Here is a 15370-nt window from a genome sequence, read left to right as displayed (position 1 = left end):
CAATCGAGCCTGGTACGAACACCCGCTGCGGGTTTTCTGTCTTGCCTATGTAAACGCTATCAACACAAACACTGTTCATTGCCCGATCCGGCCCTGTAAGCCCTGCGAATAGGCGCTAGACTAGCCATCTCGGGGGCCATCGGCCATTTCGATTTTCCTGCTTTTTCGATAAGAAAGACTTATGGATTTCAAGCAACTGCGTTATTTCGTCGCGGTGTACGAAGAAGGCCATGTGGGCCGTGCCGCGGAACGTCTGTCGATCTCCCAACCGGCCTTGTCGCAACAGATCCGCCAGTTGGAGCAGAACCTGGATGTGAGCCTGTTCGAACGCAGCAGCAAGCGGCTATTGCCGACACTTGCGGCCCACACCTTGTACAACCACGCGTTGCCGTTGATTGACGGCATGCAGCAGGCCGTCGAGGCGTTGCGCAACTTCAAGGGCCAGGCGTTGCGCACCTTGGCCATCGGCGTGCTGCAAACCGTGCACACCAGCCTGGTGCCGCAAATGCTTGAGCGTGTGCGCAAGGCCCAGCCGCACCTGGTGGTGCAGATCTACGAATTGACCGGTATTGAGATTGAGCGGCGGTTGCTCAACGGTTCACTGGACATCGGCATCAGCTATCTGCCGCCACGTCAACCGGGGTTACACGGCGTGCTGCTGTACGAAGACGAGCTGAAGGTGGTCATACCCGACGACCATCCCCTGCGCGAATTCAAGAAAGTCTCGCTGAAACAAGCCGCCGAGTTGCCGATGTTGCTGCTGGGGGAAGAGTTTCAGATCAGGCAGATCTGGCAGGGGCAGCTCGCCAACCTGGGGCGGCGGCCGCAGGTGCAGGCAGAGCTCAATACCATGGTGGGTATTCTCGACAGCCTGCCCAACACCCGATTGGCCACGGTGCTGCCGGGGCGCTCACAGGATGAGCACAACAGCCAGTCGCTGCTGTGGAAACCGTTGAGTGAGCCGAGGGTGCCGTTGAAAGTCGGCCTGGTATGCCGCGATGTGCAGCGTCAACAGGCGACGCTGGCGCTGCTGCGCACCTTGCTGGAAGACGTGATGAACGCGCCGCAGGCACCCGCCTGACTTTTTCGCGGGCAAAAGAAAACCCCGCCGAAGCGGGGCTTTGCAGACTGTTTCCCTGACATCCATTTCACTCCGCCTTCCTGGCAGAATCCTACGTGTCCGTGTTGTTGCTTTGCGCTTCCTGCGCGACGTCCATGTGAAGTAGATTATCCGTGGATCCAATGTGGCGATAGAGGACGATTAGCAGCACGTCATGTAAGAGAATGCTTACACGCCCTCCGAGCCCTTAAAACAGGGCTTCATCCAGCAAAAACAGCGATTCACTACCGGCTTTTACCGACGCGATCAGCGAGTGAATACGTGGCAACAGGCGGGCAAAGTAGAACCGTGCCGTGCCCAGCTTGCTGGCGTAGAAGTCATCTTCCTCTTCTTTCCCCACGGCGGCCTTGGCCATGCGCGCCCACATGTAGGCGTATGCCACGTAGCCAAACGCATGCAAATACTCCACCGAAGCCGCGCCGATTTCGTTCGGATTGGCCTTGGCGCGATCCAGCACCCAGGCCGTCAGTTCGTCCAGGTTGTCGACCGCCGCGCTCAGCGGCTGGGTGAACTCGGCCAATTCGGCGCCCGCGCCTGCGATGAACTGACGGATCTCATCGGCGAACACGCGGTAGAACGCGCCGCCGCTGCCGACGATCTTGCGCCCCATCAAGTCCAGGGCCTGGATGCCGTTGGTGCCTTCGTAGATTTGGGTGATGCGCACATCACGCACCAATTGCTCCTGGCCCCACTCACGGATGTAGCCGTGACCGCCGAACACTTGTTGGCCGAGCACAGTGGTTTCCAGGCCCAGGTCGGTCAGGAACGCCTTGGCCACCGGCGTCAGCAACGCCACCAGGTTATCCGCACGTTCGCGGGCAGCGGCGTCGTCGCTGAACTTGGCGATGTCCAACTGCGTCGCCACGTAGGTGGAGAACGCCCGGCCCCCTTCGTTCGAAGCTTTCATGGTCAGCAACATGCGCCGCACGTCGGGGTGCACGATGATCGGGTCGGCCGCTTTGTCTTTCGCCTGAGCCCCCAGCGGGGAGCGGCTCTGCAGACGGTCACGCGCATAGTCAATGGCGTTCTGGTAAGAGCGTTCGCCGGAAGCCAGGCCCTGGATACCCACACCCAGACGCTCGTAGTTCATCATGGTGAACATCGCCGCCAACCCACGGTTCGGCTCGCCCACCAGGTAACCCACGGCTGCGTCGAAGTTCATCACGCAGGTCGCAGAGGCCTGGATACCCATCTTGTGCTCGATGGAGCCACAGCTCACCGGGTTACGTGCGCCCAGGCTGCCGTCGGCATTGACCATGAACTTCGGTACCAGGAACAACGAGATACCCTTTGGACCTGCCGGCGCGTCCGGCAACTTGGCCAGCACCAGGTGGATGATGTTGTCGGTGAGATCGTGTTCGCCGCCGGTGATAAAAATCTTGGTCCCGCTGACGGTGTAGGAACCGTCCGCCTGAGGTTCGGCTTTTGTGCGGATCATCCCCAGGTCGGTACCGGCATGGGCCTCGGTCAGGCACATGGAGCCGGCCCACTCGCCGGAATACATCTTCGGCAGGTAGGCCGCCTTGAGTTCCTCGCTGGCGTGGGTAGCGATCGACACACAGGCGCCGGAGGTCAGCATCGGGTAAAGCCCGAACGCCAGGCTCGACGAGTTGATCATCTCTTCAACTTGCGCCGACACCGCCTTGGGCATGCCCATGCCGCCAAACGAAGGATCACCGCCTACGCCCACCCAGCCGCCTTCGGCGTAGGTTTTGTAGGCCTGTGGGAAACCGTCCGGGGTAAACACGGCGGTGTTGTCCCAACGGCAACCCTGCTCATCGCCACCGCGGCTGAGCGGCGCGATGGATTTGGCGGTCACTTTGCCGGCCTCTTCGAGAATCGCCTCGACAGTATCGGCGTCAACGGTGTCTGCCAACGCCGGCAATTGGGCCCAGGTAGCGGCAACCTCAAACACTTCGTTGAGGACGAAGCGCATATCACGCAGCGGCGCTTTGTAATCAGCCATGGCAAACCTCGTGAGAACGTGAAAAGTGATTCGATAGGATCTGTTTTACAGGCTCCGAGTGTACCCGAACAACTTTTCAGACACATAGGGTCCACTTGTGACTAGCTGGTATTTTTAAGTCACTCCAGCATAAACGCCGCCGCAGACAGACTCATCAGGCATTCACTGCCCGCTTCCACCGCGGCGCGATGGGTCGCGGTACGCGGCAACAGGCGCTTGAAGTAAAACTCACAGGTGGCCAGCTTGGCCTTGGCGAACTCGGCATCGCCGTGGCCCTGCGCCGCAATCGCCATGCGCAGCCACAGGTAGGCGAGGATGATGTAACCGCTGTACATCAAGTAATCCACCGCGGCGGCGCCTACTTCATCCGGATTCTTCATCGCGGCCATACCGACCTGGCTGGTCAACTCGCCCCATTGCTGGTTCAGTTGGTTAAGCTGCGCCACATAGGACTTGAGCTGCGCATGCTCGGCATTCGCGGCGCAAAACTTATGCACGATTTTGGTAAACCCGCGCAGCAACTTGCCCTGGCTGCCCAGCACCTTGCGCCCCAGCAGGTCGAGGGCCTGGATGCCATTGGTACCTTCATAAATCGGCGCGATACGCGCATCGCGCGCCAGTTGCTCCATGCCCCACTCGCGGATGTAGCCGTGGCCGCCGAATACCTGCATGCCATGGTTGGTCACTTCCAGCCCGGTGTCGGTCATAAAGGCTTTGCAGATCGGCGTGAGGAACGCCAACAGGTCTTCGGCTTCCTGGCGCTGGCCGGCGTCGCTGCTCAGGTGCGCGGTATCAAGCAGCTGCGCGGTGAAATAGGTGAGTGCGCGGTTGCCCTCGTTGAAGGCCTTCATGGTCAGCAGCATGCGTCGCACGTCGGGGTGCACGATGATCGGATCGGCAGCCTTGTCCGGGGCCTTGGCGCCGGTCAGCGAGCGCATTTGCAGGCGATCATTGGCGTATTTTATCGCGCCCTGGAAGCTCGCTTCGCCATTGCACAGGCCTTGCATGCCGGTGCCCAGGCGCGCGTGGTTCATCATGGTGAACATGCAGTTGAGGCCTTTGTTGGCCTCGCCAATCAAAAAGCCCTTGGCCCCGTCGAAGTTCAGCACGCAAGTGGCTGAGGCCTTGATGCCCATCTTGTGCTCGATGGCGCCACAGTTCACCGCGTTGCGCTCGCCGGAGTCGGCGTGGAACTTGGGCACGATAAACAGCGAAATGCCCTTGGTGCCGGCCGGCGCATCCGGCAGCTTGGCCAGCACCAAATGGATGATATTGGCGCTCATGTCGTGCTCGCCGGCCGAGATGAAGATTTTGCTGCCGGTAACGGCATAGCTGCCATCGGCCTGGGGCACGGCGCGGGTCTTGATCAGGCCCAGGTCGGTGCCGCAATGGGCTTCGGTCAGGCACATGGTGCCGGTCCATTCGCCGGCGGTGAGCTTGCCCAGGAAGATGTCTTTCTGCTCGGCAGTGCCGTGGGCATGGATCGCCGACATGGCGCCATGAGTCAGCCCCGGGTACATGCCCCAGGAGGTGTTGCTGGAGCCGATCATCTCACTGAGCACCAGGCCCAGCGACTGCGGCAAACCCTGGCCGCCGTAGGCCGGGTCTGCCGCTACGCCATGCCAGCCGCCCTCGACATACTGGGCGAAGGCTTCCTTGAAACCCCTGGGCGTAGTGACCACGCCATTGTCGAAATGGCAGCCTTCTTCATCGCCGCTGCGGTTGAGCGGCGAGAGCACGTTCTCGCAAAATTTGGCGCCTTCTTCGAGGATCGCGTTGACCATGTCCGGGCTGGCGTCGGTTGCGCCCAACGCGGCGTAGTGGCCGTGGAAATCAAACACGTTGTCGATCAAAAAGCGCATGTCGCGCAGGGGAGCTTTGTACTCAGGCATGGTCATGTCTCCGGCAGCAGATGCCATCAACCTACTGCCGGCCAGCGCCCCGAACAATCACTGTAGAACCGCTGAATACGTCGCCATCAGTCAACCGGCAGCGCTCTCCATGCGCACCGCGCCACGCCGTGTTTGCCCGGCGGCGATCACACAGTTGCGCCCCGCGCCTTTGGCGGCATACAGCGCCTGGTCGGCGGACTTGAGCACTTCTTCAGGGGTGCGCTGTTCGGCTTGGCGCTCGGCCACGCCGATGCTGACCGTCACCGACACGCTCGACGCGCCGCTGCCCGCGCGGCGTTGCCGGCCCTGGCTATCATCCTGAGGGCGATCCGAGTTGCGCAGCTTGATGTCGTAATTGGCGACGATCTCGCGAATTTCCTCCAAGTGCGGCATGCACTCATCCAGGCTCTTGCCGGCAAACACCACGGCAAACTCTTCACCGCCATAGCGGTACGCACGCCCGCCACCGCTGACCCGGGACAATTTGCTCGCCACCAGGCGCAGCACTTGGTCGCCGACATCGTGGCCATGGGTGTCGTTGAAGCGCTTGAAGTGGTCGACGTCGGTCATCGCCAGCACATAGTTACGCCCCAGCCGTTGCATGCGCTCGTTGAGCGCACGACGCCCCGGCAAACCGGTCAGCTCATCGCGAAACGCCATTTGATAGGCCTCATGGGCCACGCCGGCAGCGATCATCAACATCACCTGGCTGCACATGATATTGAGGGTAAACGGCAGGATGAACGTCTGGGGCAACATCCAGAACAGCCCCAGCACCCCCACCAATTGCGCCGCATGCAGCGGGCGCGGCTGGTACCAGTATTGCGCCGCGAGCGTCAGGAAGCCGATCAGGAACATGGGGTACGACAGCTGGATCAAGCTCATCCAGTTGCCATGCAACGCCGGCCAGCGGATCTGCGCCAACCAGTTCAACAGCGCCTGGGGATAACTTTGCTCAAGGGCCAACGCTACGCTGCCTATTGCCAGCAACACCGCGCCGCGCGCTACGAAGTCGCGGAACAGGTGGGTTTTTTCCTGCCACAACGCATAAATGCTGAACAGCAGTGGCAACAACAGGCAACACAGGTGAAACACCACCGCCGCATCTTCGCGCACGCGGCCGTTGTCACGGTAGAAATCGGTCTGGGTATCGAGCAGGAAGTAGGCCACGTACACGGTAATCATCAAGAACAGCTCACGCTGGCGCCGGTATACCGCGCAGTACGAACCGCCGAGCAGCAACACCAGGGTCGGCAACACGTTGAACAGCGAGGTGAAGAAGACGTTGAGATCCTTGACGTATGCAGCCGAAAGCCCCGCCAGCAAGAGCAGCAACGAGGGAAGAAAATGACTGAACCGCACAGCCGACACGCGTGACAAGGGTAAAACTCCGACCTACAAAATAGTGGCACTATGCCGTTACGCCGACAGTTAAGCACAAGCTGTCTGCCCTGTATCAAATTGCCACTACTTTAACGGCCGGTTTGCCCAATCCCTGAGCGCAACGCTATGGTTTTTTATCACGCGCCAAATAGGCAATAAGCGGACCATCCGCCCTGTTAGTTCTGACAGTATCCGCCGAGGGGTTTGCAGTGTTTACTGGCTACACCCACTAAGCGCCCATCGAGCAGTCGGGACAAGGGAGTGTCCTTCAAACATCAAGGGAGCGTTCCCATGGAAACCGCCATTGCCGATTTTGTGCGCACAAGCTCAGCGTTCTTGATTCGTCACGCCATTTCCAGGCTGCCACCGCTGATCGTGGTGGATGCAATTGCCAATGCCGACGGCCTGGTCCCCCTGTCGGTGGCCGCAAAAGACTTGCGAATTCGCATTCCGGCGCTGCCGCAACCCGGCCCTCCCGTGTCTCGTCCAATCAGCATCAGGGTGTACGCGCAGTTACCGCCACCGGGGGAATACCAGGTGTTCTCGTACACGGTATTGCCGGCCTATCCCGTCGGGGATATTGAGGTCGTCGTGCCACGTCGTTTTGTAGGCAACGAGGGCGAGTATTGGCTCACCTATACCGTGGACGACGGTGACAATGTGTTGCGTGCCACCACCAGCACGCTCTTGCGGGTCCATAAAACGCCACCTTTTGGTTATCTCTCCATCACACCACCGCGCCCACTGTTGCCGGCGAACCTGGCGACGCCACTGATTACCGATGAGTACCTGGCCAACAATGACCCGGTCTGGTTTCGGATTCCCGAGCATGAACAGATCAACGATAAGAAAAATGTGCGTGCAGTGTTCTACTACGGCAACACCAACATCCATCTGGCGGTGCCTTACACCCCACCCGTCACCCTGTCTGACGTGCCGGCTGAGCGGATGATCCCGGTGCCGGCGGCGATCATTCGTGCCCGAGGCAACGGCACACAACAACTGACCTACCGCCTCATTGACCAGGGCGGCAACCGCGCCCGGGACTCGCTGAGTCTCGAGGTAACAGTTGCCATACGCGTGACGCCTTCCAACATCGCCATGCCACGGATACCTCTGGCGATTGCGCCGGACAACACCGTGACCCAATGGGACATCAACCAAAGTGGCCAGCCAGGGGTGGACGTATGGCTGGACAACGCCAGCCTGCAAATCGGCGACACGGTGGCCGTGACCCTGGCGGGCACCGTCGTAACGGCGTCCTTGACTTACGCAGGGCAACCCTTGCCGCTACCGTTCACTGTCTCGACGGGGCAAATACTGGCCACGCTGCCGGGCGCCGCCAACACGGATACCTCGGCTCAGGTTGGGTTTCGAGTTACCAGCCGCGGGGTTGCCTTCAACGGCCCCGTCCGAACCCTGACCTTCAACCTGTCAGCCCTGATGACGTTGGCGCCGCCGGTGGTGCAAAACCTGAACGCTGACGGCAACCTCAACTGCAACTCAGCGCTGCCCTTGGGCGCAACCTATTCGAATCGTTTCATTCAGGTGTCTATCCCCGCTTCGACACTCTTGATTGCCGGCAGATCGTTGACCGTGACCTGCGCGCTGAGCCGGCAGGATGATGGTTCAAACGTCATCGTTCCAGCAGTCACAGTTTCTGTGGTGCTTTCCGCCGATGCGCCCACACGAGGCCTTATCGTCGACGTGCCCTACTCGACGACTATGGGGGTAATCGGCAGAGGTGTGATGTATGTCAGCTACTCAACGCTAAATAGCGCCAATCAACAGATTCGATCTACGCCGGTGCCCGTTCGAGTCAGGGGGGTTTTACCCGGAAACGTCTATTGCGACGGGACGCCTTTCATTCCGACGCCTTGAGGGTTGGGCGCACGCCCATAAAAAAGCCGCCGCTCCCGAAAGAGCGGCGGCTTTTACGCTGTGGAAGAAACCCTGCCGACGCTTAGTAAGCCAGGCCGAAGTCTTCTTCTTTCATGTCCATCAGGTTGTTGGCGCCCGACAACATGGTGGCCACGTGGGTACGGGTACGCGGCAGGATACGCTGGAAGTAGAACCGCGCGGTCTGCAGCTTGGCGGTGTAGAACGCCTCTTCGCTGGTACCGGCGGCCAGTTTTTCGGCCGCCAGGCGTGCCATGTCGGCCCAGAAGTACGCCAGGCAGGCATAACCGGAATACATCAGGTAATCCACCGAAGCGGCACCGACTTCTTCACGGTCCTTCATCGCGGCCATGCCGACCTTCATGGTCAACTCGCCCCACTCTTTGTTCAGTGCCGCCAGCGGTGCGACGAACTCTTTGACAGCCTCGTTGCCTTCGTTGGCCTGGCAGAACTTGTGCACGATTTTGGTGAAGCCCTTGAGCGCTTCGCCCTGGGTCATCAGCACTTTACGGCCGAGCAGGTCCAGCGCCTGGATACCGGTGGTGCCTTCGTACAGCATCGAGATGCGGCTGTCGCGAACGTTCTGCTCCATGCCCCACTCGGCGATAAAGCCGTGGCCGCCGTAGATCTGCACGCCGTGGTTGGCCGATTCAAAACCGACTTCGGTCATGAACGCCTTGGCGATCGGGGTCATGAATGCCAGCAAGCCATCGGCCTGTTTCTTGGCTTCGTCGTCGGTGCCGTACTTGACGATGTCCACTTGCTTGGCGGTGAAGTACACCATCGCACGGTTGCCTTCGGCGAAGGCTTTCATGGTCAGCAGCATGCGGCGCACGTCTGGGTGAACGATGATCGGGTCAGCGGCTTTTTCCGGCGCTTTCGGGCCGGTGAGGGAGCGCATTTGCAGGCGGTCGCGAGCGTACTTCAGGCCGCCCTGGAAGCCGATCTCGGCGTGAGCCAGGCCTTGCAAAGCAGTGCCCAGGCGCGCGGTGTTCATAAAGGTGAACATGCAGTTCAGGCCTTTGTTCGCCGGGCCGATCAGGTAACCGGTGGCCGCATCGAAGTTCATCACGCAGGTGGCGTTACCGTGGATCCCCATTTTGTGCTCCAGGGAACCGCAGCTCACCGCGTTACGCGCGCCGATCGAACCGTCTGCGTTAGGCAGGAACTTGGGCACGATAAACAGCGAGATGCCTTTGGTGCCGGCCGGTGCATCCGGCAGGCGGGCCAGTACGATGTGGACGATGTTGTCGGCCATGTCGTGTTCACCGGCCGAAATGAAGATTTTGGTACCGGAGACTTTGTAGGAACCATCGGCCTGAGGTTCGGCCTTGGTGCGCAACATGCCCAGGTCGGTGCCGCAGTGCGGCTCGGTCAGGCACATGGTGCCGGTCCATTCGCCCGACACCAGTTTGGTCAGGTAAGCCTCTTGCTGCTCGGGAGTGCCGTGCTCGGAGATGGTGTTCATCGCACCGTGGGACAGCCCTGGGTACATGCCCCACGACCAGTTGGCTTCGCCGACCATTTCGCTCACGGCCAGGCCCAGGGATTCCGGCAGGCCTTGGCCACCGTGCTCCACGTCGTGGGCCAGGCTCGGCCAGCCGCCTTCGACGAACTGTTTGTAGGCTTCTTTGAAGCCCGTAGGGGTCTTAACGCCTGATTCACTCCAGGTGCACCCTTCGATGTCACCCACGCGGTTCAACGGTGCCAGCACTTGCTCACAGAACTTGGCGCCTTCCTCAAGGATGGCATCGACCATGTCCGGGGTAGCGTCCTGGCAAGCCGGCAGGCTCTGATAGTGCGCTTCATAACCGAGCAGTTCGTCACGAACGAAGCGAATATCACGCAAGGGGGCCTTGTAGTCAGGCATAGCGATAAACCTCTGCTGATGTAGCTGGAATGAACAACCGCGTGGAATTTATTGTGGCGGTCAAACAGGTGTTTGAAACATACGTTTACGACCTGGGGATGTCAAGCGTCGCTCAGATGCCGTTTGTCATGACACACATCAACCCAGGCGCAACAAAGCCTGAGGCTGGATGCCACATCAGAGAGATGTATAGAAAGGGATCAGAATAAAACAGGGCAAATGTGGGAGGGGGCTTGCTCCCGATAGCGTCGTGTCAGTCGATATCTCTTTGACTGATGTACCGCTACCGGGAGCAAGCCCCCTCCCACAGGTTCAAACGCCGGCAGATCAGGCGTAAGTGTCGATCAATGTACCGAGCATTTCGTCCGAAGCCTTGGCCACCTTGACGCCCAGCTCGACCTGGAACTTGCCTTCGGCCAGTTCCACCATATTGCTGGCGGAGTTGGTCGGTTGGCCGCGATTGACCGCCTGCAGGCGATCATTCTGGGCATCCGAAGGCTGACTGGTGGCGGCACTGGCGATCTTGCCGGCGGCCTGGTCCACACGGTTCTGCCCGGACTGAATGGTATTCAGGCCCGAATAAAACGCGCTGCTTCCAGAGATTTCCATGGCTAAGCCTGCCTTTACAGAATCGTGAGCGGTGATTGAAGCAGAGATCGTGGCCAAATGCCCGTCAAAAACAATAATGGCACAGTGCCTTAGCGATAGCCAAAATCAGTCAAGCAGATCCAGGTGCAGGTGGTGCGCCACCGCTTCAGCCCCGGCGTGCTTGAGCTTGGGCACACGCCCCAGGCACGGCGCCGGCAACCGCTCAGCCAGGGTGGCGAGGTTTTCTTCCAGACGAGAGGTCTTGGGATCAATGATATTGGCCACCCACCCCGCCAACTGCAAACCATCCCGCGCGATGGCCTCGGCGGTGAGCAAGGCATGGCTGATACAACCCAGGCGCACGCCCACCACCAGGATCACCGGCAGTTTGAGCGCCATGGCCAGGTCTGACAGGTTGGCCTGATCAGCCAACGGCACGCGCCAGCCGCCGGCGCCTTCGATCAAGGTGAAATCGGCCTGGCGCGCCAGAATCTGCTGCATGGGTTTGAGCAACGACTGCACCGTCAGCGCAACCCCTGCCTCGCGCGCCGCCAAATGCGGTGCGATGGCAGGCTCGAACGCCACGGGGTTGACCTCGGCATAACTGAGCGGCAATGAACACTGCGCCAGCAGCGCCAGGGCATCGTCGTTGCGCAGGCCGTGGGGCGTCAGCGCGCAGCCGGACGCCACCGGTTTGCCCGCAGCCGTGCTTCTGCCGGCTTGGCGCGCCGCGTGCAACAGGCCGGCGGCGACGGTGGTCTTGCCCACATCGGTGTCGGTGCCGGTGATGAAATAAGCGGGGCTCATAGAGGTTTCTCCAGTACGGCATACACCACTTGATACGTTGCCGGCAGGCCCTGGGCCTGGCGGAACTGCTCATACGCTTGAACCAATGCGGCAATTCGCGCGCGGCCCGTCAACCCACCGGGGCGGCCTGGGTTCAGATTGTGTGCGCCCAGGGCCTTCAATTCGTGGGTCAGGCTGCGCACATCGGGGTAATGCAGCACATGGGGCTGGCGCTCCAGGCTGACCACGCGCAAACCGCTGGCCGCGCACAATTGCTGGTAAGCCTCGAAGGTACGGAAACGGTTGACGTGCACCAGGCCATCGGCGGCGCGCCAGCTTTCGCGCAGTTCATCCAGCGTGCCCACGCATAAACTGGCAAACGCCAATACGCCGCCCGGCTGCAGCACCCGATAGGCCTCGCTCAGCACTGCGTCGAAGTTCGCACACCATTGCACCGCCAGGCTGGAGAACAGCAGCCCGAAGCTGTCAGCTTTCAGCGGCAAGCGTTCCGCATCACCGGCAATGAAGTGCTGCGCGCCACCTGAAGGCCGCGCATGAGCAAGCATGCCCTCGGCAATATCCAGCGCCACGCCTTGGCTCGCGGGCATGCGTTCAGCTAACACACGGCTGAAGTAACCTGTGCCGCAGCCCATATCCAGCCAACGTTGTGGCGCCCCCGCCGACGGCAAACGCGACAGCAGGCCGTGCCCCACCGCTCGCTGCAATTGAGCGACGCTGTCGTAACTGGCTGCCGCACGGGAGAACGAGGCCGCCACCCGGAGCTTGTCCGGCAAGGCGCCCGGCAGTGAAGGTTGGGAGAGATCAGTCATCAACACACTCATGCAAAAAAGCCTGGATGGCCTCCGCCACACCGTGAGGGTCCTCCAGAAGAAAAGCGTGACCGGCTTGTTCAATCAGGCCGATTTCTACATCGGGCAACAATGCCAAGAGCGCACTGGCCGCCTGCGCGGGCACCAACGCGTCCATAGCGGCAAACAGGTGCAACTGCGGGCCGCGATAGGCGAGCAAGGCCTCACGCGTGTCCAATTGAGCGAGTAACTCTAAACCCGGCATCAATACATGGGGGGCCGTATGCGGGGCGCCGCTGACCAGCAAACGCGAGAGCCCGCGAGGGTCGGCGGCGCCTTTGGCACACAGCAGTCCAAAGCGTTTGAGAGTGACTTGCGAGTCAGCGTGGCAACCGCTGAGGAACGCATCGAACGTCTCGGCGGGCATCGCATCCGGCCAGCCCTCGTGGGCAACAAAACACGGGTTGCTCGCCAGGGTCAGCAGGCCACAGCAACGCTCGCCGCGCCGTGCCGCCAACTCGGCGGCCAGCATGCCGCCGAGGGACCAGCCGCCCAGCCAGGTGTTGTCCGGCAAGGTCGCGTCAAGTTCATCGAGCCATTCTTCCAGGTCGCAGGAGCCCAGCGCAGGCAACGGCTCGATCTGCACGTGCAGGTGTTCATCCAGGCCCTGCAAGGCGGCGGCCAATGGTTCCAGCGGCGATACGCCAAGGCCCCAGCCGGGCAGCAATACCAGTCGATTACGCATGGGCAGGCTCCAGGCGCAAACACGCTTGCAATGCACTCAACAATAGCTGCACCTGCGCTTCACTGTGGGCCGCCGTCAACGTCACGCGCAACCGCGCACCGCCGGCGGGCACGGTGGGTGGGCGGATCGCGGTGACCATCAGGCCGCGCTCGCGCAGCCTCTGCGATAAACGCACGGCTCTGGCGCTGTCGCCGACCAGGATCGGTTGGATCGGGGTGAAGCTGTCCATCAAGTTCAGGCCAAGCTGCTCGGCCCCTTGGCGGAACTGGCGAATCAGGCCGTTGAGGTGTTCACGCCGCCAATGCTCGGTGCGCAGCAGCTCCAGGCTTTTGAGTGTGGCGCAGGCCAGCGCCGGCGGTTGGCTGGTGGTGTAGATGTACGGCCGGGCGAACTGGATCAGGCTTTCGATCAGCTCTTCACTGCCCGCCACAAACGCACCGGCGGTGCCGAATGCCTTGCCAAGCGTGCCGACCAATACCGGTACATCGTCCTGGCTCAAGCCAAAGTGCTCGACGATCCCACCACCGTTGGCCCCCAGCGGGCCGAAGCCATGGGCGTCGTCCACCATCAACCAGGCGCCCTTGGCCTTGGTTTCGCGCGCCAGCGCGGGCAGGTCGGCCAGGTCGCCATCCATGCTGAACACACCGTCGGTGACCACCAGGGTATTGCCGGTGGCTTTTTCCAGGCGCTTGGCCAGGCTGGCCGCGTCGTTATGCAGGTAGCGATTGAACCGCGCGCCCGACAGCAAGCCGGCATCCAGCAGCGAGGCATGGTTAAGGCGGTCTTCGAGTACCGTATCGCCCTGCCCCACCAATGCGGTGACCGCGCCCAGGTTGGCCATGTAACCGGTGGTAAACAGCAAGGCACGCGGGCGACCGGTCAGGTCGGCCAGGGCTTCTTCGAGTTCGTGGTGCGGCATGGCGTGCCCGACCACCAGGTGCGAAGCGCCACCGCCCACGCCCCAACGAGATGCACCGGCGCGCCAGGCTTCGATCACTTGCGGGTGATTGGCCAGCCCCAGGTAGTCGTTGTTGCAGAACGCCAACAGCGGCTGCCCGTCTACCACCACTTGCGGGCCTTGGGGGCTCTGGAGCAGAGGACGTTGACGGTAAAGATGTTCGGCACGGCGGGCAGCGAGGCGCGCGGCGAGATCGAAAGACATGCAGGCCTCGATTCAGCAGGATGTTCGCGGTAGAACATGTGGGAGGGGGCTTGCTCCCTCCCACATTTGAATTGCATTTGGGTCAAACAGCGGCGTTGTAAAACTGCTCGCTGCTCTTGTGCTCCACCAACGCCTGTTCGATCGCCGCCTGGTGCACTTCGTCGGCATGCTCTTCACGGGCTTCCGGCAGGATGCCCAGGCGCGCGAACAGTTGCATGTCTTTGTCGGCTTGCGGGTTGGCGGTGGTCAGCAGTTTGTCGCCATAGAAGATCGAGTTCGCCCCGGCGAAAAACGCCAGCGCCTGCATCTGTTCATTCATCGCTTCACGGCCGGCCGACAGGCGCACATGGGATTGCGGCATCAGGATGCGCGCCACCGCCAGCATGCGGATAAAGTCGAACGGGTCGATGTCCTCGGCGTTTTCCAACGGCGTACCGGCCACCTTCACCAGCATGTTGATCGGCACCGACTCCGGATGCTCCGGCAGATTGGCCAACTGGATCAGCAGGTTGGCGCGGTCGTCGAGGGACTCGCCCATGCCGAGGATGCCGCCCGAGCAGATCTTCATCCCCGAATTACGCACATAGGCCAGGGTTTGCAGGCGCTCGCTGTAGGTACGGGTGGTGATGATGCTGCCGTAAAATTCCGGCGAGGTATCGAGGTTGTGGTTGTAGTAGTCGAGGCCGGCCTGGGCCAGGGCTTCGGTCTGGTCCTGGTCGAGACGGCCGAGGGTCATGCAGGTTTCCAGGCCCATGGCCTTCACGCCTTTGACCATCTGCAACACGTAGGGCATGTCTTTGGCCGACGGGTGCTTCCAGGCGGCGCCCATGCAGAAGCGCGTAGAACCGATGGCTTTGGCGCGGGCAGCCTCTTCGAGGACCTTCTGCACTTCCATCAGTTTTTCTTTTTCCAGGCCGGTGTTGTAGTGGCCCGACTGCGGACAATATTTGCAATCTTCCGGGCAGGCGCCGGTCTTGATCGACAGCAGCGTCGACACCTGCACCCGGTTGGCGTCGAAATGCGCGCGGTGCACGGTCTGCGCCTGGAACAACAGGTCATTGAACGGTTGCACAAACAGTGCTTTGACTTCGGCCAGGGACCAATCGTGACGCAGGGTGGCAGTGGTGCTGGCGCTCATGGGCGATTCCTT

12 protein-coding genes are annotated in these 15370 nt (G+C 61.2%); 2 read left to right on the top strand and 10 right to left on the bottom strand.

Annotation, left to right across the window (positions count from 1 at the left end; all coding sequences use genetic code 11):
* The first annotated feature begins 181 nt into the window (after window positions 1-181).
* Window positions 182-1081, top strand: a complete 900-nt coding sequence (locus AB4N98_RS15180; protein WP_017530785.1) for a LysR family transcriptional regulator — start codon at window positions 182-184, stop codon at window positions 1079-1081.
* Window positions 1082-1307: 226 nt separating this feature from the next.
* Here the strand turns inward: AB4N98_RS15180 and AB4N98_RS15175 are convergent, their stop codons facing one another.
* The 3 genes from AB4N98_RS15175 to AB4N98_RS15165 form a co-directional block, all read right to left on the bottom strand.
* Window positions 1308-3086 carry an acyl-CoA dehydrogenase C-terminal domain-containing protein gene (locus AB4N98_RS15175; protein WP_068935649.1) on the bottom strand — a complete coding sequence of 593 codons (1779 nt, stop codon included), beginning with the start codon at window positions 3084-3086 and terminating at the stop codon, window positions 1308-1310.
* 119 nt (window positions 3087-3205) lie between these two features.
* Window positions 3206-4978 (bottom strand): acyl-CoA dehydrogenase C-terminal domain-containing protein, encoded by a 1773-nt coding sequence (locus AB4N98_RS15170; RefSeq protein ID WP_065879372.1) that lies wholly within the window; start codon window positions 4976-4978, stop codon window positions 3206-3208.
* A gap of 90 nt (window positions 4979-5068) precedes the next feature.
* On the bottom strand, window positions 5069-6358 hold the full coding sequence (locus tag AB4N98_RS15165) for a GGDEF domain-containing protein (protein WP_017530782.1): 1290 nt from the start codon (window positions 6356-6358) through the stop codon (window positions 5069-5071).
* Window positions 6359-6652: 294 nt separating this feature from the next.
* Between AB4N98_RS15165 and AB4N98_RS15160 the strand changes: the two genes are divergently transcribed.
* Window positions 6653-8242 (top strand): hypothetical protein, encoded by a 1590-nt coding sequence (locus tag AB4N98_RS15160; RefSeq protein WP_065879371.1) that lies wholly within the window; start codon window positions 6653-6655, stop codon window positions 8240-8242.
* Between the two features lie 82 nt (window positions 8243-8324).
* On the opposite strand, the gene AB4N98_RS15155 is transcribed toward AB4N98_RS15160, so the two are convergent.
* The 7 genes from AB4N98_RS15155 to bioB form a co-directional block, all read right to left on the bottom strand.
* Window positions 8325-10130 carry a phenylacyl-CoA dehydrogenase gene (locus AB4N98_RS15155; RefSeq protein ID WP_017530780.1) on the bottom strand — a complete coding sequence of 602 codons (1806 nt, stop codon included), beginning with the start codon at window positions 10128-10130 and terminating at the stop codon, window positions 8325-8327.
* 327 nt (window positions 10131-10457) lie between these two features.
* On the bottom strand, window positions 10458-10739 hold the full coding sequence (locus AB4N98_RS15150) for a hypothetical protein (RefSeq protein WP_017530778.1): 282 nt from the start codon (window positions 10737-10739) through the stop codon (window positions 10458-10460).
* Between the two features lie 105 nt (window positions 10740-10844).
* Entirely contained in the window at window positions 10845-11525 is a 681-nt protein-coding gene (gene bioD / locus AB4N98_RS15145) for a dethiobiotin synthase (RefSeq protein ID WP_017530777.1), read from the bottom strand.
* A complete protein-coding gene (gene bioC, locus AB4N98_RS15140) occupies window positions 11522-12334 on the bottom strand; it encodes a malonyl-ACP O-methyltransferase BioC (protein ID WP_017530776.1) in 813 nt (270 codons plus the stop codon). Before bioC ends, bioD begins: the two co-directional genes overlap by 4 nt.
* Entirely contained in the window at window positions 12327-13058 is a 732-nt protein-coding gene (locus tag AB4N98_RS15135) for an alpha/beta fold hydrolase (protein WP_068935651.1), read from the bottom strand. The genes bioC and AB4N98_RS15135 overlap by 8 nt, the downstream gene beginning before the upstream one ends.
* Window positions 13051-14220: an 8-amino-7-oxononanoate synthase gene (bioF, locus tag AB4N98_RS15130; RefSeq protein ID WP_017530774.1), complete on the bottom strand. Its 1170-nt coding sequence runs from the start codon at window positions 14218-14220 to the stop codon at window positions 13051-13053. The genes AB4N98_RS15135 and bioF overlap by 8 nt, the downstream gene beginning before the upstream one ends.
* An 82-nt stretch (window positions 14221-14302) precedes the next feature.
* Window positions 14303-15358, bottom strand: coding sequence for a biotin synthase BioB (bioB, locus tag AB4N98_RS15125; RefSeq protein WP_065879369.1), 1056 nt, complete (start codon window positions 15356-15358; stop codon window positions 14303-14305).
* Window positions 15359-15370 lie beyond the last annotated feature (12 nt).

The organism is Pseudomonas sp. S3_E10, assembly GCF_054667615.1.
Note: the sequence above shows the minus strand (reverse complement) of the source record. Positions and strands in the feature narration are given on the sequence as shown.